The sequence below is a fragment of the Streptomyces sp. NBC_00316 genome (assembly GCF_036158715.1).
In the GTDB taxonomy this organism is placed as follows: domain Bacteria; phylum Actinomycetota; class Actinomycetes; order Streptomycetales; family Streptomycetaceae; genus Streptomyces.
Genome location: NZ_CP108023.1, coordinates 5,228,115 through 5,247,974, shown reverse-complemented (window position 1 = coordinate 5,247,974; position 19,860 = coordinate 5,228,115). Strand labels below are relative to the sequence as shown.

Genomic DNA, 19,860 nt, shown 5'->3' with positions numbered 1-19,860 from the left:
GCGGCGGTCAGCGATCCTTCGGGTCGAGCATCCAGAGCCCCAGGACGACCAGGAACGACAGACAGAGGAAGCCCGTACCCCACCAGGCCGTTCCGGTGTTGCCCTCCATCCACTCGTCGACGACGACGGTCAGACCCCAGAGCTGGCCGATGACGACGGTCATGGCCAGGGCCAGCCGGGCCGTCAGTTTCGAGGAACGCTCGGGTTCCTGGTCGGTACCCGCTCCCGGGCCCGGACCGGTGTGGCGGACCCGGGGGTCGCCGTAGCCACTGGTGGAGCGGAGCTGCGGATAGCGCTCACGGACGGGACGGTTCAGCTCCGGCCGGGCGCTGCCCGGGTGGTACTCCGGGTAGGCCCCCTGCTCCGGACCTGTGGGCTGCTGGGCGCCGCTCATGTCCGCCCTCCGGAGGTCTCGGCTTCGGTTGCCCCGGTAGGGTGCGCCTGCGCACCGGGAGTCTGCGCGGGGGGCGCCTGCCCACCGCCGTCCCGGACCGAGGGACAGCCGATCCGGGAGGCGAGGTCCGGGCGCTCGGAGCTGATCTGGCGGCACAGGCCCTGCTCGATGCTCTCGCCGGAGCGGGTGGTGCCGACGGCCCAGACACTGCCGTCGGTCTCCTCCGTGAGCACCACCTTGGGCAGTGGACGGGGCGGGGGTCCGGCGGTGACTTCTCCGGTGCGGGCATCGAAGACACCTTCGTGGCAGGGGCAGTAGAGCTCTCCTTCCGCACCGCGGTCCTTGCGCCAGAGCACCGCGCAGGCGAGATGGGTGCAGATCGCGGAGTAGCCCACGAGGGTGCCGTCGTCCAGCCGGACGGCGACCGCACTGTCCTCCTCGTCGGGGTAGCTGAAGGCGATGGACTCGCCGGGCAGGAGCCGGCCGGCGATCCTTCTCGGCGCGGGGGCCTTGCTGTCATCGGGTTCCCCGTGGCGCGGGAGCATTCCGCCGGCCACACCGAGGCTGCCGACGGCGAGTCCGCCGGAGACGGTGGCGACGATCCGGAGGTAGTCCCGCCGGGTGGTGAGGGAGTCGGCGGCGATCCGGTCGTGGAGGGCTTCACGCGGATCCCCGCCGGGACGCCGGTCCCCGGCCGGTGGCTGCTCGGTGACGCTCATCGGCGGGCGTCCTCCCCGTTGACCTCGACGATGGGAAGACCGCCGGGCACAGGCCACTGGACCTTGTCGGCGGGGACGACCATCGCCACGCCGGTACGGACCTCGGTCTCGCCGAAGGTGAAGGTGTCGGCGACCTGGACACCGGGCCGCTCGGCCTGGAGTTCCTCCGCCGTTCCGTAGAACAGCGCCCCGGTCGGGCAGACGGTGGCGCACATGGGGGCGAGACCGTAGGCGGTGCGGTCGTAGCAGAGGTTGCACTTCATCTGCAGCTTCGCCTGGAGGTCGATCTTCGGGACGCCGAAGGGGCAGGCGTTGACGCAGTTGGCGCAGCCGATGCAGCGGGTGGTGTCGGCCTGCTGCACCACGCCGTCGGCCGTGACCAGGATCGCGTCGGCCGGGCAGACCTCGGCGCACGGTGCTACCGGGTCCTCGCAGTGCATGCAGACCGTGGGAAGGGAGGCGACGGAGTGGCCTTCGTCGGTGTAGTCGAGGTGGATCATCGATTTGCCGCGGTGCGAGTCGCACTCCCGGCAGGCGGAGACACACGCCTGGCAGCCGATGCAGCGCCCGGGGTCGATGAAGATCGTTCTTCCCATCATCCGGGTCTCAGCCCCTCTCCGATGTGCCACGGCCCTGCGGGGACGTGGGCGGCAGGGGGTCGGTGCGGGAGACCTGGGCCGCCGGATAGGCGACGTGGCCGGGTGCGACGGGAGGCGCGGGGACCTCGTCGATCGCTTCGGCGTGCTCGATGCGGCAGGCGCACACCTTGTATTCGGGGATCTTGGAGCGTGGGTCGAGGGCGTCGATGGTGAGTGCGTTGGCAGCGGTGGGGATCGGCCAGTGGTACGGGATGAAGACGGTGTCGGGGCGGATCGCCTCGGTGACGAGGGCGGGGAAGACCTCGCTGCCGCGCCGGGTGACGACACGGACCGGTTCGCCGTTGCGGAAGCCGTGGGAGGGGTGGATCTCGGCCCAGGGACGCGGGGTCTGTTCGACGAGGCCGCCCAGGCGACGGGTCTGGTTGCCGGAGAGGAAGTGGGCGACGGTGCGGCCGGTGGTGAGCGACATGGGGTGCTCGTCGTCGTACGGGTCCATCGGCAGGTGCCAGTCGACGACCTGCATATGGATCTTGCCGTCGGGGTGGTAGGTCCGGCCGTCCTCGAAGAGCCGGGGGGTGCCGGGGTGGTCGGTGGAAGGGCAGGGCCAGGCGATGCCGCCGGTCTCCTCCAGCCGTTCGTAGGTGATGCCGTAGTAGTCGTTGACGGTCCCGGCGGAGGCGATCCGCAGCTCGTCGAAGACGGCGCGCGAGTCGGCGAACGCGAATTTGTCGCCGGAGCCGAGCCTCCGGGCGAGTTCGCACATCACCCAGGTGTCGGTCCGTACCCCGGCAGGCGGGTCCTGGGCCTTGTTGTGCTTGACGACGCGGGCCTCGGCGTTGGCCATCACCCCTTCGTCCTCGGCCCAGGTGGTGACGGGGAAGACGACATGTGCGTTGGCAGCGGTCTCGGAAAGGAAGAAGTCGAATTGGGCATGGAATTCTGTGGCGTCGTACCCCTCCTTGACCACTGTGTAGTTGGGCAGCGAGACGAAGGGGTTGTTGCAGATGCCGATCAGACCGCGGATCTCGCGGCGCTGCATCTGCCAGACCATTTCCATCATCGAGGTGCCGGCAGGCGGGAGTTCGGACTCCTCGATGCCCCAGATCTCGCAGATCTGCCTCCGGTGCTCCTCGTTCATGATCGAGCGGCCGCCGGGGAGGAGGTCGGACTTCTGACCGTGCTCACGGCCGCCCTGCCCGTTGCCCTGGCCGGTGATGGTGCCGTAGCCGGCACCGGGCTTGCCGATGTGGCCGGTGGCGGCGCAGAGGTTGATCACGGAGAGGCAGTTCTCGACGCCCTGCGAGTGGTGCTCGATGCCACGGGCGTGCCAGGCCATGGCCTTGGGGGCGCGGGCGAAGGCGCGGGCGACCTGGACGATCTGCTCGGTGGGGATGTCGCAGATCTCGGCGGCGCGGGACGGCGGGTACTCGGCGGCCTTGGCCTTGACCTCGTCCCAGCCGGTGGTGTGGGCGGCGAGATAGGTCTCGTCGGTGAGGCCCTCCTCGATGACCACGTTCAGCACGGAGGTGAAGAACGCCGAATCGGTGCCCGGCTTGAGGGCGACGTGGATGTCGGCGGTTCGGGCGATCGCGGTCTCGCGCGGGTCGACGACGATCAGGACGGCGCCGCGGTCCCGGGCTCCCCACACGTACTGGGTCATCACGGGGAAGCATTCGCCGACGTTGGAGCCCGCGATCAGCAGGCAGTCGGTGAGCAGGATGTCGGAGAACGGGTTGCCGGCCCGGTCGATGCCGAAGGCGAGCTTGTTGGCGCCCGCGGCGCTGACCATGCAGAGGCGGCCGTTGTAGTCGACATGCCGGGACTTGAGGGCGACCCGGGCGAATTTGCCGACCAGATACGTCTTCTCGGAGAACAGGCTGGCGCCACCGAGGAGCCCGAAGGCGTCGTTGCCGTAGGCCTGCTGGATGCGCTTGATCTCGGAGACCGTGAAGTCGAGCGCCTCGTCCCAGGAGACCTCGTGGAACTCCTCGTCACGGGAGCGGCGCATCAGCGGGGCGGTGAGCCGGTCGGGGTGGTTGACCTGCTGATACGCGTTGATGCCCTTGGGGCACAGCCGCATCCGGTTGATGTCGTGGTTGCGGGGTTCGACGCCGAAGACCTTTCCGCCGCGGTCGACGCGCAGATACATCCCGCACTGGACGCCGCAGAAGCAGCAGTGGGTGGGGACGAGGGTCTCGCCGTTCTGGTCGGCGTGCCACCGGTCGGCTGGGATGCCGCCCGCGTCCCGGAAGGCCCGGGTGCCGGGCGGGGCGAGCGAAGGGTCGAGCGGGACAGCCGCACCTGAGGCGCCGGCTCGTGGATCCGCGGTCACTTGAAGCCCTTCTTCACACGGGAGAGGTAGGCACTGCCACGCAGGACCCGCTTGCAGCGCGGGCAGTACTCGGCCCACTCGTCGAAGTCGAGGCTGAGGTCGCGCATGGTCCCGCGCAGGTTCTCGACGTACGGCCCCGTGTCGATGGGTTCCTCGCAGCGGCGGCAGCTGAAGATCTGCTGGTCCTGCCGGGCGGTGTACTTGAACAGCTGCATGCCGACCGCGGCCGGGCGCTGGACGATGTGGAAGAACTTCCCGAACGGGATGTAGATGAGGGTGAAGACCACCGACACCATGTGGAAGATCGCCAGGAACTCGTAGCCGCCGCCGTGCAGGAAGATCGACGAGAAGGTGAGCAGCAGCCCGGTCACGGAGATGACGATCAGGGCGATCAGCGGTACCAGGTCGTAGGCGAAGCGCTGGCCGGTGATGGCGCCGCGGTCCTTCATCCGGCGCCACAGGAAGTAGCAGGCGCCGGGGATGACGAGCACGGCGGCGATGTCCAGACCGTGGAACATCAGCCGGCCGACGACGTTCAGCGCACCGAATCCGATGACTTTGAAGCCCCAGATGCGCATCTCGTAGCCGGGACCCGAGCCGGTGCCTGAGGTGAAGGTGAACCAGCCCCAGGTGAGCGGGAAGGTGATCAGGGCGGCGAGGATGCAGCCCCAGAAGATCAGCTGGTGAGCGGCCCAGCGGGCGTGGGAGCGGGCGCCGAGGAACTTCTGGAAGCCCAGATAGGTGGCGATCATCTTCGGCAGGGCGGTGGGGGCGTTGCGGAAGTTGGTCATGGAGAAGAAGCTCCGCCGGCCCTGGTCGAACAGACGCCGGGCGCCGGGGGCGGAGACCCAGACCGTGTAGCGGTAGGCGACGCCGAAGGCGAGGAAGACCGTGGCGACCGCATACGGGAGGAGGGCCGAGTCGAAGTTCTCCAGAAAGCGGCTGCCGAAGACGATCGCGAGGATCAGCAGGACGGAGACGATGACGCCGACCGCGGTCGCGCGCACGGTGACGGATCGGACGGCGCCGGTGCGGGGACCGCCCGCGGGTGGGACGGGTGCTGCCGCGGCCCGGCCCGGTGCGTCTGGGGCTTCTGGGGGCTCGGTCACCCGGCCACCGTAGGAGCGTATGGGGTGATTCGCCCTGTTTTGATGCGCGGCGGGGTGAGTCCGTCACTCGACAGCACGGTGTCCGGGAGCGTGACGGTCCTCGGTGCAGAACCTCGACCAGGACGCTGTCCCTGTATGCCTGCGCGTCCCGCCACTGAGCATTCGAGTGGTCTGCTGTGCTGGGGTCCATGCCCCGGATGACTGCCCGCAGCCGCACCGAGAAACACCGCACCTCGACCCCGCTGGAACTCTTCTTCGACCTGTGCTTCGTCGTGGCCGTCGCCCAGGCAGGCGGTCGCCTCGTGCATGCCCTCGCCGAGGGACACCCCGGCACCGGAATCGCCGGCTATCTGGCCGTGTTCTTCGGGATCTGGTGGGCCTGGGTGAACTTCTCCTGGTTCGCCTCCGCGTACGACACCGACGACACGCTCTACCGCCTGGTCACGTTCGTCCAGATCACCGGTGTGCTCATCTTCGCCGCCGGGGTGCCGCGCGCCTTCGACAACGGGGACTGGACGCTCGGCGTCATCGGCTATGTGGTGATGCGGCTCGCCCTCACGAGCCAGTGGCTGCGGGTGGCCCACTGTTCCGAGGGCGCGGAGCGCAGGGTCGCGCAGCGGTACGCCACCGGGATCGCTCTGGCCCAACTGGGCTGGATCGGCATACTGTTCGTGCCCACCGACACCCGTACCGCGGTCTACGTGGTGCTCGCCCTGTGTGAGTTGTCGGTTCCGGCCGTCGCCGAGCGCGAACGCGGGACGAGCTGGCATCCGCACCACATCGGCGAACGGTACGGCCTGTTCACCATCATCGTGCTCGGCGAGACGATCGCCGCGGCAACGGTCGCCGTCCAGGAGTCGGTCGATGAGCACGAGGCGCTGGGCGAACTGCTGCCCGTCACCGCGGGCGGACTGCTGATCGTCTTCTCCGGCTGGTGGATCTACTTCGCCGTGCCGATCCACAACTATCTCCGGGGCAGCAGGCAGTCGTTCATCTGGGGATACGGCCACTACGCGATCTTCGCTTCGGCCGCCGCGATCGGCGCGGGCATCGAGGTCGCGGTGGAGGAGGTCACCGGAAAGGCCCATGTGTCGACGGCGGCCGCCTCGGCCGCCGTGACCGTCCCCTCGGCAATCTTTCTGCTGACGGTCTGGCTGCTGCACGCCCGCCACTTCAAGCGCGACCTCGCGGAGCAACTGCCCCTGCCCCTGGCCGCGGTGACCATCCTGGCCTGTACCTTCGCCGGGGAGTATGCGGTCTTCGCGGCAGGCCTGGTGGCGGCCGCGGCCGTGGCGGCCGGAGAGGTGCTGTCGCGGCGCCCGGCGCCGGACGGACCGACTTCCACCTCCGTTCCGCCGACCCACGCGTGAGGAGCACACGATGGCCGGACAGCACACCGGGCAGGGCCAGGCACAGGGTGCGCAGCCGCCGACCGCCCTCCCCGCGGCCGGGCGGGACGCGCTGACGGATGTCGCCGGGCTGCGGGTCGGTCATGCGCGGGTGCCGGGCGACGGCGCGCTGAGCGGCACGACCGTCGTCCTCGCCCCCGAGGGCGGTGCGGTCGCCGCCGTAGACGTACGGGGTGGCGGCCCGGGCACCCGGGAGACGGACGCGCTCGACCCCCGCAATCTGGTGCAGCGCGTCGACGCCGTCGTCCTGACGGGCGGCAGCGCGTACGGACTGGACGCGGCGTCGGGCGTGATGGCCTGGCTCGAGGAACAGGGCCGGGGCGTGCGCGTCGGCCCCGAGCCGTCACAGGTGGTGCCGGTGGTTCCGGCCGCATGCATCTTCGACCTGGGCCGGGGCGGCGACTGGCGGGCCCGGCCGGACGCCTCGACCGGCCGCGCCGCCGTCGAGGCGGCGGCGGACACGGAGCCGGGGGCCCCGGTCGACGAGGGCGGAGTGGGCGCAGGTACGGGAGCGGTCGCCGGCGGAATCAAGGGCGGCGTGGGCACGGCAAGCATGCGGCTGCCGTCCGGGATCACGGTCGGCGTGCTGGTCGTGGTGAACGCGGCGGGTTCGGTGATCGACCCGGTGACCGGGGTGCTGTTCGGGGAGTACGGCGCCGACGAACCGCCCGTGTACCCCACGGCGCAGGCTCACGGAACCGCCGTGCGCAGACTGGCCGAAGCACGGGACGCGAGCGCAGGCCCCTCGTTCAACACCACCCTCGCCGTCGTCGGGACGGACGCGGAGCTCACCCGGGCGCAGGCCCAGAAGCTCGCGGGGACGGCGCACGACGGGCTGGCGCGCGCGGTGCGTCCCGTGCATCTGCTGACCGACGGAGACACGGTCTTCGCGCTGGCCACAGGCGAGCGGCCACTGGCACCGGAGGGCCCGGCCGCGCTGAACGAGCTCCTGGCGGCCGGCGCGGACGTCCTGACCCGCGCCGTCGTGAAGGCCGTACGGGCGGCGCAGGGCGTCGACATCCGCCGGCCCGGTGCGGGCACGTACCCCTCGTACGGCGATCTCTACGGAACCCGCTGACCCACCCGCCCCGGTACGCCGGTCCGGCCTGACCGCCCGGACCGGACTCGGAACCCGCACACGCCGACTCACCGTCCCCACAAGGAAGTTCGGACGAAACGCCAGGAACCATCGGCGCGCGTCGTACGTTTTCCAGAACCCCGGTCACGATGTCGGACCCAGGGACTACGTTTAGCACGCATCACGTCACACGCGGCGACGGCCTGGAGACAGAATCTTGAGCGATCCGTACGAGACAACCGAGCAGCACCTCGAGCGACTCCTGCGACGGGCACTCAACTCCTTCGAGCTGCCCGACAGCACGGTCGACCGGCTCGGCACGGCACTGGCACACAGCAGCTCCCTGCACTCCTCGCACCACAGCTCCGTACTGCACCGCGAGACCTACCGGCATACGTTTCTGCTGGCCGACGGCTCGACCCTGACCCTGTGGGAGCTGGTCCACGGCGGCGCGGCGGATCCCAGGTTCCGGACGCGGCCCACCCTCCAGCACCACGAGCTGTACGACGACGAGGCCGACGCCCATGTCGCCGCCGCCCGGCTGGCCGGCAGCTTCCACGACATGCCGGTGTTCGGTGAGGAAGGCACGCAGGCGGATCTGGAGACCCTCACGGTCCTGATGGCCGCGCCGCCGGCCCCGCTGCCCCGCATGTACGCGCCGGACAACTCCGCGGACCACGCCCGCCGCGTACTGCGCCGCGCAGAGAACGGTGACGTGCCGGGCGAGGAGACCGCGCGCCTGCTGCGGACCGCCTTCGCCCACCACATCACCCAGATCTTCGGCCGGCAGTGCCGGGTCGACGGGCGGGACGCCGGATTCACGCTCTACGAGCACGCGTTCCTGCTTCTCGACGGCAGCGAGACGAGCCTGTGGGAGGTCGAGCACACCGCGACGCCGGACGGCCGCCACATGTGCGAGGTGTACGGGGACGAGCAGGCGGCGCGCGAGGCGATGGAGAACCGTACGCGCATATGCTGACCGGCGGCCGAGCCCGCCGCACGCGAAAGTGCCCGCACCCCTGAGGGGTGCGGGCACTTTCGGTCGGCCGAGCAGGGTCAGCGTGTCAGCGCGGTCTCCTTGACCGCCTCGTCCGGCGCGGTGACGGTGTCCTGGACGTCCTCGTCCTCGCCGCCCTCCACGTGCTGCCGCGGTCGCGCCGGCAGCGCGAACATCACCAGGAAGATCAGCGCGAGCACCCCGGCCACCCACCACAGCGAGTGCTGGAACGCCTCGGCGAACGCCGGACCCATCGCCTCAGGCGCCAGCCGGTCGCTGATCGACCCGAAGAAGACGACCGAGACCAGGCCGAGCCCCAGCGCGTTGCCCATCTGCTGCACCGTGTTGATCAGCCCGGACGCCGATCCGGAGTGCTCCTTCGGCACCTCGGACAGAACCGCGTCGGTCAGCGGGGCCACGATCAGCCCCATCCCGAGCCCCATGACGACCAACGGCAGCGCCATCTGCCAGGACGTGATCGACATGCCGTACCGGTCGGACTCCCAGATGTAGATCAGCAGCCCGGTGACCATCAGCAGCGCGCCCGCCTGCAGGACCTTGCGGCCGAACCGGGGCACCAGCTTCTGTACGGAGATCCCGGCCGCGAACGAGACGGCGATCGAGAACGGGATACCGGTCGTGCCCGCCCGCAGCGCGCTCCAGCCGAGACCCATCTGCATGTACAGCGTCCAGACCAGGAAGAAGATGCCGAGGCCGATCCCGAAGGTCAGCTGGACGGCGATGCCTGCCGCGAAGCTCTTGACCCGGAACAGCGAGAGCTCGACGAGCGGCGAACCGTCCTTGCGTGCCTTCGCCCGCTCGAACAGCACCATGGCCGCGAACACCAGGACACTGCCGATCATCGACATGTACCCCCACAGCGGCCAGCCCAGCTCGCGGCCGCGGGTCAGCGGGTAGAGCAGCATCAGCAGTCCCAGCGTCACCAGCGCGACACCGACCAGGTCGAGGCGGAGCGCCTTCGGGGCCTTGGACTCCGTGATGAACTTCCGGCCCAGGACCAGTCCGGCGATGCCGACCGGCAGGTTGATCAGGAAGATCGGCCGCCACTCCAGGCCCGCGATGTTCCACTCGGTGAGCAGCGCGCCCAGCAGCGGTCCCGAGACCGCGCCGAGGCCTACGATCGCACCGAACAGACCGAAGACCTTGCCGCGCTCGTGTGCCGGGAACGTGGCGTGCACGATCGACAACACCTGCGGGACCATCAGCGCGGCGGTGCCGCCCTGCAGGATGCGGGAGGCGACCAGCATCTCCGGGTTCGCGGCGAAGCCGCAGAGCGCCGAGGCCAGGGTGAAGCCGCCGATACCGATGAGGAAGAGCCGCTTGCGGCCGTAGATGTCGCCGAGCCGGCCGCCCGTGATCAGGCCGGCCGCGAAGGCCAGGGCGTATCCGGCGGTGATCCACTGGATCGAGCTGAACGAGGCACCTGTGTCGCGCTTGATGCTCGGTATGGCGATGTTGACGATCGTGACGTCGACCAGGTCCATGAAGGCCGCGGTCATCACGATGGCGAGCGCGAACCAACGGCGCCGGTCCGACGGGCCCGGGGACACCGTGGGATCGGCCGCCGTGGACGGCACGGATGCGGAAGAAGTCATAGGAAGAAGTTAAAGGCCCATTAGGTCAGGTCATGACCCAATGGGCGCGCATCCTGGATCCATGACCGATACCCCGGCACGGCTGCTGAATCTGCTGTCGCTCCTGCAGACGCCTCGCGAGTGGCCGGGCAGTGAGCTCGCCGAGCGGCTCGACGTCAGCCCGCGCACCATCCGCCGCGACATCGACCGGCTGCGCGACCTCGGGTATCCGGTCGAGGCGTCGCGCGGCTCGGTGGGCGGCTACCGCCTGGTCGCGGGCGCCGCCATGCCGCCGCTGCTGCTCGACGACGAGGAGGCGGTGGCCATCGCGGTGGGGCTGCGCGCGGGGGCCGGACATGCCATCGAGGGAGTCGACGAGGCGTCCGTAAGGGCCCTGGCGAAACTGGAGCAGGTCCTGCCGTCCCGGCTGCGGCACCGGGTCTCGACCCTGCAGAACGCGACCATGCCGCTGACCCGGGGCGACGGTTCGACCATCGATCCGCACACGCTGACGGTGATGGCGGCGGCGGTCACCGGGCGGGAACGGCTGCGTTTCGCGTACCGGGCGGGGGACGGCGCCGAGACGAAGCGGCAGGTCGAACCGTACCGGCTGGTGAGCACGGGGTGGCGGTGGTACCTCGTCGCGTACGACCTGGGGCGCGAGGCGTGGCGTACGTTCCGCGTCGACCGGGTGAGCGAGCCGTTCGCCACGGGGGCCCGCTTCGCGCCGCGCGAGCTGCCGACGGGGGACGCCGCGGCGTTCCTGACCAGTTCCATCCAGCGCCGGACGCCGGAGCTGGCGGTGGAGGTGAGTTTCGCGGCTCCGGCGGATTTCGTCTCCGCGCGGCTGCCCGCGGCGTTCGGCCCGCTGGAGTCCACCGGCGAGCACAGTTGCCGGCTGCGTGCGGTCCTGACGGACTCGCTGGAGTGGGTGGCGCTCCGTCTGGCACTGCTCGACTGCGAGTTCACCGCGCACGAACCGCCGCAGCTGGTCGAGTTCCTGAGCGACCTGGGCGCCCGGCTGACGCGTGCGGCCGCGCTCTCCGCACCCGGCGCCGGAAACGAATGAGCCCCGGCGCCAGGGGGGGGTGGGCGCCGGGACTCAGCTCATGGGGTCCGCTCGAAGCGGCCTATATCGGAGGCTACTGGACTCGGGGTCACGCCGCAGCGTCAAAACCCGTGTCGTGGGCCATTCGCTTGAGTTCGAGCAGCGCGTGCTTCTCGATCTGCCTGATCCGCTCGCGCGTCAGACCGTGCTGCTTGCCGACCTCGGTCAGAGTCCGCTCGCGGCCGTCCTCGATGCCGTAGCGCATGCGGATGATCGACGCGGTGCGGTTGTCGAGCTTGCCGATCAGGTCCTCCAGCTCCTCGCTGCGCAGCAGCGTCATCACGGACTGTTCGGGCGACACCGCGGAGGTGTCCTCCAGCAGATCCCCGAACTGCGTCTCGCCCTCGTCGTCCACCGACATGTTGAGGCTGACCGGGTCACGGGCCCAGTCCAGGACGTCACCGACACGCGTGGCCGTCGAGTCCAGCTCGGCCGCTATCTCCGCGTGCTCCGGCTCTCGCCCGTGCTCGCGGTTGAACTCCCGCTGGACACGGCGGATCCGGCCGAGCTCCTCCACCAGATGGACGGGGAGCCGGATCGTGCGCGACTGGTCGGCTATCGAACGGGTGATGGCCTGACGGATCCACCACGTCGCATACGTGGAGAACTTGAAACCCTTGGCGTAGTCGAACTTCTCGACCGCGCGCACCAGGCCTGCGTTCCCCTCCTGGATCAGGTCGAGCAGGGGCAGCCCTGCCCGCGGATAGCGGCGGGCGACAGCAACGACGAGTCGAAGATTGGAACGGATGAATACGTCTTTGGCGCGCTCGCCTTCGGCGACCAGCGCCTCCAGCTCCTCACGCGTCGCCCCGCCGGCTTCGCTCTCCACCACACCGTCAAGGACCTGCCGGGCGAAGACGCCGGCCTCGACGGTCTGCGACAGCTCGACCTCCTTGGCGGCGTCGAGCAGAGGTGTACGCGCAATCTCGTCCAGGTACATGCCAACCAGGTCGCGATCGGCGATGTCTCCGCCCATGGCGCGAACGCTGCTTGCCCGGCTGGTCCCACCGGAGTCGGACGAACGACGGGCGACGGCACGGGTTGCCATGCGTGCTCCCTTGCTGAGTAGGTCGCGACACCCTCTCGGGTGCCCTGCATCCGATGGAAACAACGACTGGAATCCGGACAGAATTCCCATGCCTCGCATTCATTTCGCGATCATGCAGTATCCTGTCCGGCCGCGAAGGGAGCACAGATGTCGGAGTCTCATACAGAGGTGCAGGTCAGGCCCGGCGAGGAGGGTGATCTGGCAGCCCTCACGGACATCTACAACCACTACGTCCGTGAGACCGCGCTCACATTCGACACCGCACCCTTTACACCCGAACAGCGGCTGCCGTGGCTGGTCTCCCATCCTGAAGACGGTCCGCACCGCCTTCTGGTTGCTCAGGATGTCCGCATTGTCGGCCCCGCATCGGTCCTGGGCTACGCCACCAGCAGCGCCTTCCGCCCGAAGGCGGCGTACGGGACGTCGGTGGAGGTGAGCGTGTACTGCGCCCCGTCGGCCACCGGACGCGGCATCGGCACGCTCCTGTACAAGTCGCTCTTCGAGGCCCTCACCGACGAGGATCTGCACCGCGCGTACGCGGGCATCACCCAGCCCAATGACGCCTCGGTCCGGCTGCACGAGCGCTTCGGTTTCCGCCACGTCGGTACGTACTCCGAGGTGGGCCGGAAGTTCGGCACGTACTGGGACGTGGCCTGGTACGAGAAGCGACTGGGACCGGAGGCCTAGGTCCGGCGCGGTCCAGGGCTGGGTCCACAGCCCGTTACGGGCGCCGGGGCCCGCGCCTAGCGTGTTCCAGCATGACCGACGCGACAAGGAACACCGACACGACAGGCATCACAGGCACGACGAGCGCCTCGGACACGCCGGGCGCGGAACATCGGGCAGGCGCACCGGGCGCCTCGCCCGTCGACCCCACCGGCACACTCGACGAGGCGCTGGAGCGGCTCCACACCGCAGGCCCCGAACGGAACGGCTGGCTCAGCAACCACGGCCCGATGGCCGTCGAAGCACTCGTACGGCACGGCCAGGCACCGGCCGTCCACCGCTGGCTCGACCACTACAGCCACAAGCTGGAGGACATGCCGGCCCCCGCGACCCGGGTGACCACGGAGAACTGGCGCACGGCCCTCGGCGACCCGCGCAGGATCGCCGACTGGACGGCGTACTTCGAGCGGGAGACGGCCGAGCGCCCCTGGCAGGACGTCCTCACCGCATGGTGGCCGCTCCTGCTGCCGGGCATCGCAGCGGGCGCCACCCACCCTGTGATCCGGGTCGGCCACGCGGTACGCACCCTGCTCGGCGGCGGCGCGAGCGCACCCCGGATCGCCGAGCTCGCGCACGGCCTCGGCTACTGGGCGGCCCGCCACCAGCCGTTGCCCGCGCTGACCTCGCTCGCGCCCGCACCGAGCGCCGCAGCCGCCCTGGACGCCGTACCGCCGGTCGCCGATCAGCGCGGCGGCATCCGCGACCGGCTGGCGCAGCTCACCGCGTTCCCGGTGTGGCCGGAGCGGTTCGCGGACGACCCGGACGTGGCGCATGCCCGGCTGACGGAACTGGTCCGGGCCGCGACCCACCGCTACGCCACCCACGGCCACGGCGCGCCGATCATGCTGGTGCACGCCGCGACGGCCCCCAATGCCGTGCTGCGTACGCTGCCCGCTCTCCCCCGCGCCCTGTGGGCACCGAGCCTGGCCGCCGCCTGGGCAGCGAGCGCCGCGGTCACCGCCGCGTACAGCCCGGCCGAGGCCGCCCCCCGGACCGCGGCGCCGTCCGCGGACGAGATCTTCGCGCGGGCCGCGGCGCACGGTGACGATCACACGATCAAGTTCACCGACACCGCGCTGGATATCGGTGACGCGACGGCTCTCGCCGCCGCGCTCCGCTCGATCGAACTGAACCCCCCGGCCCTGTGACCAGCGCGGCCGGCCTCTCCCGGCCCGGCCGCCGGCGGCGCTCAGCCGAACTGCACCGACCGCTTCGCGAGGCCCATCCAGAACCCGTCGATGACGCTGCGCCCCTGGCCGAGTTCGCCCTCCGCGGCGCCCAGCGTCACGAAGAGCGGCGCGAAGTGCTCGGTGCGCGGATGGGCCAGCCGGCCGGCCGGGGACTTGCGCTCGAAGTCGAGCAGCGCGTCGATGTCCTGTGCCTGCAGCGCCCGGTGCCCCCAGTCGTCGAACTCCACCGACCAGCCGGGGTTGCCGCCGCCCGTGTGCCGCAGCGCGGCGAGGTTGTGGGTGAAGAAGCCGCTGCCGACGATCAGCACGCCCTCGTCCCGCAGTGGTGCGAGCTTGCGCCCGATGTCCATCAGCTTCTGCGGGTCCAGCGTCGGCATGGAGATCTGGAGTACCGGGATGTCGGCGCCCGGGAACATCTCCGCCAGCGGGACGTACGCCCCGTGGTCGAGCCCGCGGTCCGGGATGTCCTGGACCGGCGTACCGGCGCCGCGCAGCAGCTTGCGTACGTTCTCCGCCAGGCGCGGAGCGCCCGGGGCTGCGTACCGCACCTGGTAGTAGTGCTCGGGAAAGCCCCAGAAGTCGTAGACGAGCGGAACGGTCTCGGTCGCGCCGAGCGCGAGCGGGGCCTCCTCCCAGTGGGCGGAGACCATGAGGATGGCCGTGGGCCGGGGCAACTCGGCGGACCACGCGGCCAGCTGGCCCGGCCAGACCGGGTCGTCGGCCAGCGGCGGTGCGCCGTGGGAGAGATAGAGGGCGGGCATGCGCTCCGCGGTGACAGTCATGACACTCCCCATCCACTACTGCTCAAGGCACGTCTTCTGCCGGGGCCTTCTGACGCATGTGAAGTTTCTTGAAGCTTCAAGTTCCCAGCTGCAGAGACCTTAGCTCCATCTAGTTCAACTTTCAAGAAAAGGTCGTACAGTGGAGTACATGACCACGGCATCCGCCGGCGGGACCCGCTGGCTCTCCGACGACGAACAGAGTGTCTGGCGTGCGTACCTCCACGCCACCACGCTCCTGGAGGACCATCTCGACCGCCAGTTGCAGCGCGACGCCGGCATGCCGCACATCTACTACGGACTGCTCGTCCAGCTCGCCCAGGCACCCCGGCGCCAGATGCGGATGACCGAGCTGGCGAAGGACGCCAAGATCACCCGCTCCCGGCTCTCGCACGCCGTCGCCCGGCTGGAGCGGAGCGGCTGGGTGCGACGCGAGAACTGCCCGTCCGACAAGCGCGGGCAGAACGCGGTCCTCACCGACGGGGGGTACGAGATGCTCCGCCGCTCCGCGCCGGGCCATGTCCGTGCCGTGCGCCAGGCGATGTTCGACCGGCTGACACCGGAGCAGGTGCGCTCGTTCGGCGAGATCATGCAGGTCATCGCATCGGGTCTGGAGCCGGACGGCACCGACGCGGACCTCCCCTGGTTGCGTTAGAGGGTCTCCGTCCGACGCACCGGGTCCCGGCACGGGTCTGCCCCGGCTCCGCCGAGCGGAACCGGGGCAGACCCGTCTTCACGTCACTCACGTGACTCCACGTGCGGCATCACGCCGCGCGCCTCGCGTCAGTGCGCGACGACCGGAACCTTGAACTCGTCCTCGACCCCGTCAGCATCCCCCGAACCGGAGCCCGACTTCACCTCGGTCGCCGACGGACGTCCGGCGTTGATGAACGTCACCGCGATCGCAGCGGCCACCACCAGGATGCCGACCGCCCACCAGATGGCTCCGGTGAAGCCGTGCACCATCGACTGGAGCTTCAGCAGCTCCGGGTCCGTGGCGGCCAGCGCGGCGTGCGAGGTGGCGTAGGCCGTGGCGGCCGAGGCGGCAATCGTGTTCAGCAGCGCCGTACCGATCGCGCCGCCCACCTGCTGCGAGGTGTTGACCATCGCGGACGCCACACCCGAGTCGCGCGGCTCCACCCCGTGCGTGGCCAGCGACATGGCCGGCATGAACGCCGTACCCATGCCCAGACCCAGCAGGAGCTGCGCCGGCAGGATCAGTGCCGGGTAGGAGGAACCGATCTCCAGCTGCGTCAGCAGCAGCATGCCCACGGCCGCGGCCAGGAAGCCCGGGCCCATCAGCTTGCGGGCCGGGACCCGCGTCATCAGCCGGGCACCGATCTGCGTCGAACCGGTGATCATGCCCGCGATCATCGGGAGGAAGGCGAAGCCCGTCCGGATGGGCGAGTACCCCCTCACGACCTGCAGGTAGTACGTCAGGAAGAGGAACAGCCCGAACATCGCGATGATGGCCAGCCCCAGCGAGAGGTAGACGCCACCGCGGTTGCGGTCCATCACCACGCGCAGCGGCAGCAGCGGCGACTTGACCCTGGCCTCGGTCAGGACGAACGACAGGAGCAGCACACCGGCCGCGACGAACATGCCGATGGTCAGCGGGTCCGACCAGCCGCTGGACTCGGCGCGGGTGAATCCGTAGACCAGCGAGACCAGACCCAGCGCGGAGAGCACCACACCCGGTACGTCGAGCGACGAGCGGTTACGGCTGCCGGACGGCTCGCGGATCACGAAGTACGCACCCGCGGCCGCGACGACGGCGAACGGGATGTTGACGAAGAACGTCCAGCGCCAGTTCAGCGCCTGGGTGAGGAAACCGCCGAGGATCAGGCCGACGGCGCCACCGCCACCCGCGATCGCACCGTAGATACCGAACGCCTTGGCGCGCTCCTTGGCATCGGTGAACATCACGGCGAGCAGCGAGAGCGCTGCAGGGGCGAGCAGGGCACCGAAGACACCCTGGAGCGCGCGCGAGCCGAAGAGCATGCCCTGGTTCTGGGCCGCGCCACCGAGCGCGGAGGCCAGCGCGAAGCCGATCAGGCCGACGACGAAGGTGCGCTTACGGCCCCAGAGGTCGGCGATCCGGCCGCCGAAGAGCAGCAGCCCTCCGAAGGCGAGGGCGTAGGCCGTGATGACCCACTGCTTGTTGGCATCGGTGATGCCCAGGGCCGTCTGGGCGTGCGGCAGCGCGATGTTCACGATCGTGGCATCGAGCACGACCATCAGCTGCGCGAGCGCGATGAAGGCCAGTGCTTTCCAGCGACTGGGGTCAGGGAGTCGGATATCAGCTGTTTTTGACATGGAAAAGCCACCTAAGGACGCGCGTGGACGCGAAGAGTCGTGAACCGTGACCGCGACAGGGCGCGGCCGGTGAACGGTGAAGATGAGGAGAGGGAGTGCCGGGATGGGAACGGACGTGAGGTCAGTCGTGAGATGGGAGTGGTGAGGGCGCGTCGGACACGCAGCCGGGCTCCTGTTTCAGCAGCCCGGTACGGGCGTCATGGCCGGCGCCGCAGATCCTCCAAAGTTGCCGCCGCGCCCGGCAGTTCGGACCGGGCCGGAGCCTCGAGGCCATCCAGGAAGAGCTGAAGATGACGGTGGGTGAACCGGTCGACGTCCAGGCAAGCGGTGCCGGGCAGCGGCCGGGTGAGCTGGGAGAGGCCGACCAGTACGTCACCGACGGCGATGTCGGTGCGCAGGCGCCCCGCGGACATGGCACGCGCCACGAGCCCTTCGACGGCCTCTTCGAGGCGGCGACGCTCGGCGTGCAGTTCGGGATGACACGTGTCGAAGCCGCCGGACAGCATCGGACAGAGCGCCCCGATGCGTTCGTCGGCCGCCGCATGGACGAAGCGGCTGAGCGCGGCGAAGGGGTCGGCCTCCCCGGCCGCCGCCTCCTCCGCGCGTTCGGTGATGCGGGAGGTGACCGAGAGGACGATCTCATGGGTCAGCGCAGCCCGGTCGGGGAAGTTGCGGTAGAGCGTGGCGTTGCCGACGCCTGCACGGCGGGCCACGTCGTCGAGCGGCACGTCCGGCCCGAACTCGACGAACATCTCTCGCGCCGCCGTCACGATCCGCTCCCGGTTGCGCAGCGCATCGGCCCGCGGGCGGGGCGTGCGGCGCGGCGCCGTTCCGGTGCCGTCATCGGTACCGGTGGCACGGTCGATGTCAGAGGCGATGCGAGCGACGATCTCCACGACGGCAGTCCTTCCCTTCCGGCTTTTGCTGTTCCTGCTGCGCTTTCGACGGCCTCGGTGCGTACAACCGGGGAACGCCTCCCCGTTTCGCGGGGACACGGGTTCAAACGGGGAAGGGGTCCCCAGTTATTTCCCGCCCTCTATGTGACCTGCATCACACGCGGCGAATGAGGAATCCACCGATCGGCGCACCCAACGCGCGGCAGGGCACCGCCCGCCACAGGGTGATCCACAGAGCGCAGTCAGGGTCGGCCGACTGCCGCGGACCGCGAAGGCGCCTCTATGCAGCAGCCCCGCCACCGGATACGCGACCGCCGCCGCAGCCTCGCACTGGCCGGGGCGACCACCCTGGTCATAGCCGCCACGGCTTCCGCCAGCGGCACGCTCTCCCTTCCCAACCACGCCTCCGCGGGCCCGGTGGCCAGCACGGAGGTGGCGGGGCGCGGCCCGTGCCGGATGGCCACGACGATGGGCGTGCAGATGTCGGAGGGGATGCCGACGCCGAGCGGCTACTCCCGGTCCACTGGCAAGGTGAAGGCACTCAACCTGATGATCGACTTCCCGGACGCACCGGGAAGTGAGCCGGCCATGGACCGGCTCCACGAGTTCTTCCCGCAGACCACGGCCTGGTTCCGCACCAGTTCGTACGGACGGCTCACCTACCAGCCCTCAACCCCCGTGAAGAGCTGGCTGCGCATGCCGCTGCCGTTCTCGGCGTACGGGATAGAGCGCGGCGCATCGTACGAGCCGGGCTACCGCCATCTGGTCCAGGACATCGTGGCCGTCGCCGACGACAGGGTGGACTTCAGCGCATACGACCTGGTCAATGTACTGGTCACACCGAACGCCGGCCCCTCCGCGCTGGACACCGTCCTGTCCGTGACCTTCTCCGGCAACGACGACGCCCCGCTCGCGGACGGCGTCCCGCTCGCCAACACGTCCTTCGTCTACAGCCGCCAGGACGACGGCTCGGGGTCGTTCGCGAAGACCGGCTACCGCGTCCTGCCGCACGAGAACGGCCACGTCTTCGGCCTGCCCGACCTCTACACCCCGGACGGCGGCGGTGCCGTCGGGCACTGGGACATCATGTCCGAGGACTGGGGGGCCGGCAACGATCTGCTGGGCTGGCACAAGTGGAAGCTCGGCTGGATCGACAACAAGCGGGTCAGCTGCGCCTCCAAGCCGGGCACCACCGATCACATACTTCACCCGCTGGCCACCCGGGGCGGCCTGAAGCTGGCCTTCGTGCCCCTGTCCGAGGAGTCGGGTTACGCGGCGGAGGTACGGACGCAGGCGGGCAACGACCAGGCCGTCTGCAAGCCCGGTGTACTGATCTACAAGGTGAGCTCCGACGTGGACACCGGCGAGGGGCCGATCACCGTCGAGGACAGCACCAAGAACAGCGGCGGCTGCACGCGGGCCCCGAATGTGCACGCCGAGCTCTCCGACGCTCCGTACAAGCCAGGCGAGACGTTCACGGACCGGGCGAAGGGGATACGCATATCCGTCGTGAGCAAGGACTCCAAGGGCAACTACCGGGTCCGCATAACCCGCTCCTGATCGAC

At 69.9% G+C, this 19,860-nt stretch carries 18 protein-coding genes; 8 read left to right on the top strand and 10 right to left on the bottom strand.

Annotated elements, in window-relative coordinates; all coding sequences use genetic code 11:
- Positions 1–7: 7 nt before the first annotated feature.
- The 5 genes from OG878_RS23430 to OG878_RS23410 are packed head-to-tail and all read right to left on the bottom strand — an operon-like array spanning position 8 to position 5,153.
- Positions 8–394 carry a hypothetical protein gene (locus tag OG878_RS23430; RefSeq protein ID WP_328888592.1) on the bottom strand — a complete coding sequence of 129 codons (387 nt, stop codon included), beginning with the start codon at positions 392–394 and terminating at the stop codon, positions 8–10.
- Positions 391–1,113 carry a Rieske (2Fe-2S) protein gene (locus tag OG878_RS23425; protein WP_328888591.1) on the bottom strand — a complete coding sequence of 241 codons (723 nt, stop codon included), beginning with the start codon at positions 1,111–1,113 and terminating at the stop codon, positions 391–393. The genes OG878_RS23430 and OG878_RS23425 overlap by 4 nt, the downstream gene beginning before the upstream one ends.
- Positions 1,110–1,712 carry a 4Fe-4S dicluster domain-containing protein gene (locus tag OG878_RS23420; RefSeq protein ID WP_328888590.1) on the bottom strand — a complete coding sequence of 201 codons (603 nt, stop codon included), beginning with the start codon at positions 1,710–1,712 and terminating at the stop codon, positions 1,110–1,112. The genes OG878_RS23425 and OG878_RS23420 overlap by 4 nt, the downstream gene beginning before the upstream one ends.
- A 7-nt stretch (positions 1,713–1,719) precedes the next feature.
- Positions 1,720–4,044: a molybdopterin oxidoreductase family protein gene (locus OG878_RS23415; RefSeq protein ID WP_328888589.1), complete on the bottom strand. Its 2,325-nt coding sequence runs from the start codon at positions 4,042–4,044 to the stop codon at positions 1,720–1,722.
- The gene (locus OG878_RS23410; RefSeq protein WP_443049153.1) at positions 4,041–5,153 is read right to left on the bottom strand and encodes an MFS transporter; all 1,113 of its coding nucleotides are present in this window, start codon (positions 5,151–5,153) and stop codon (positions 4,041–4,043) included. Before OG878_RS23410 ends, OG878_RS23415 begins: the two co-directional genes overlap by 4 nt.
- 188 nt (positions 5,154–5,341) lie before the next feature.
- On the opposite strand from OG878_RS23410, the gene OG878_RS23405 reads away from it, so the two are divergent.
- From OG878_RS23405 to OG878_RS23395, 3 genes are all read left to right on the top strand, one after another.
- A complete protein-coding gene (locus OG878_RS23405; protein WP_328888588.1) occupies positions 5,342–6,523 on the top strand; it encodes a low temperature requirement protein A in 1,182 nt (393 codons plus the stop codon).
- Between the two features lie 10 nt (positions 6,524–6,533).
- On the top strand, positions 6,534–7,640 hold the full coding sequence (locus tag OG878_RS23400; protein WP_328888587.1) for a P1 family peptidase: 1,107 nt from the start codon (positions 6,534–6,536) through the stop codon (positions 7,638–7,640).
- Between the two features lie 217 nt (positions 7,641–7,857).
- On the top strand, positions 7,858–8,619 hold the full coding sequence (locus tag OG878_RS23395) for a DUF6227 family protein (protein WP_328888586.1): 762 nt from the start codon (positions 7,858–7,860) through the stop codon (positions 8,617–8,619).
- 77 nt (positions 8,620–8,696) lie between these two features.
- On the opposite strand, the gene OG878_RS23390 is transcribed toward OG878_RS23395, so the two are convergent.
- A complete protein-coding gene (locus tag OG878_RS23390; protein WP_328888585.1) occupies positions 8,697–10,253 on the bottom strand; it encodes an MFS transporter in 1,557 nt (518 codons plus the stop codon).
- 61 nt (positions 10,254–10,314) lie between these two features.
- Between OG878_RS23390 and OG878_RS23385 the strand changes: the two genes are divergently transcribed.
- Positions 10,315–11,301 carry a helix-turn-helix transcriptional regulator gene (locus OG878_RS23385; RefSeq protein ID WP_328888584.1) on the top strand — a complete coding sequence of 329 codons (987 nt, stop codon included), beginning with the start codon at positions 10,315–10,317 and terminating at the stop codon, positions 11,299–11,301.
- An 88-nt stretch (positions 11,302–11,389) separates the two neighbouring features.
- On the opposite strand, the gene OG878_RS23380 is transcribed toward OG878_RS23385, so the two are convergent.
- On the bottom strand, positions 11,390–12,388 hold the full coding sequence (locus OG878_RS23380; protein WP_328888583.1) for a sigma-70 family RNA polymerase sigma factor: 999 nt from the start codon (positions 12,386–12,388) through the stop codon (positions 11,390–11,392).
- Between the two features lie 147 nt (positions 12,389–12,535).
- On the opposite strand from OG878_RS23380, the gene OG878_RS23375 reads away from it, so the two are divergent.
- The gene (locus tag OG878_RS23375; protein WP_328888582.1) at positions 12,536–13,075 is read left to right on the top strand and encodes a GNAT family N-acetyltransferase; all 540 of its coding nucleotides are present in this window, start codon (positions 12,536–12,538) and stop codon (positions 13,073–13,075) included.
- A 71-nt stretch (positions 13,076–13,146) separates the two neighbouring features.
- A complete protein-coding gene (locus tag OG878_RS23370) occupies positions 13,147–14,262 on the top strand; it encodes a questin oxidase family protein (RefSeq protein ID WP_328888581.1) in 1,116 nt (371 codons plus the stop codon).
- 41 nt (positions 14,263–14,303) lie between these two features.
- Here OG878_RS23370 and OG878_RS23365 read toward each other — a convergent pair whose 3' ends face one another.
- Complete coding sequence (locus OG878_RS23365; RefSeq protein ID WP_328888580.1) at positions 14,304–15,086, bottom strand: dioxygenase family protein; 783 nt, start codon at positions 15,084–15,086, stop codon at positions 14,304–14,306.
- A 139-nt stretch (positions 15,087–15,225) separates the two neighbouring features.
- Here OG878_RS23365 and OG878_RS23360 point away from each other — a divergent pair, with 139 nt between their 5' ends.
- Complete coding sequence (locus tag OG878_RS23360) at positions 15,226–15,738, top strand: MarR family winged helix-turn-helix transcriptional regulator (RefSeq protein WP_328888579.1); 513 nt, start codon at positions 15,226–15,228, stop codon at positions 15,736–15,738.
- Positions 15,739–15,866: 128 nt separating this feature from the next.
- Here the strand turns inward: OG878_RS23360 and OG878_RS23355 are convergent, their stop codons facing one another.
- On the bottom strand, positions 15,867–17,399 hold the full coding sequence (locus tag OG878_RS23355; protein WP_328888578.1) for an MFS transporter: 1,533 nt from the start codon (positions 17,397–17,399) through the stop codon (positions 15,867–15,869).
- A gap of 197 nt (positions 17,400–17,596) precedes the next feature.
- Positions 17,597–18,265 (bottom strand): TetR/AcrR family transcriptional regulator, encoded by a 669-nt coding sequence (locus OG878_RS23350; protein ID WP_328891344.1) that lies wholly within the window; start codon positions 18,263–18,265, stop codon positions 17,597–17,599.
- A gap of 312 nt (positions 18,266–18,577) precedes the next feature.
- On the opposite strand from OG878_RS23350, the gene OG878_RS23345 reads away from it, so the two are divergent.
- Positions 18,578–19,855, top strand: a complete 1,278-nt coding sequence (locus tag OG878_RS23345; RefSeq protein WP_328888577.1) for a M6 family metalloprotease domain-containing protein — start codon at positions 18,578–18,580, stop codon at positions 19,853–19,855.
- The last annotated feature ends 5 nt before the right edge of the window (positions 19,856–19,860 follow it).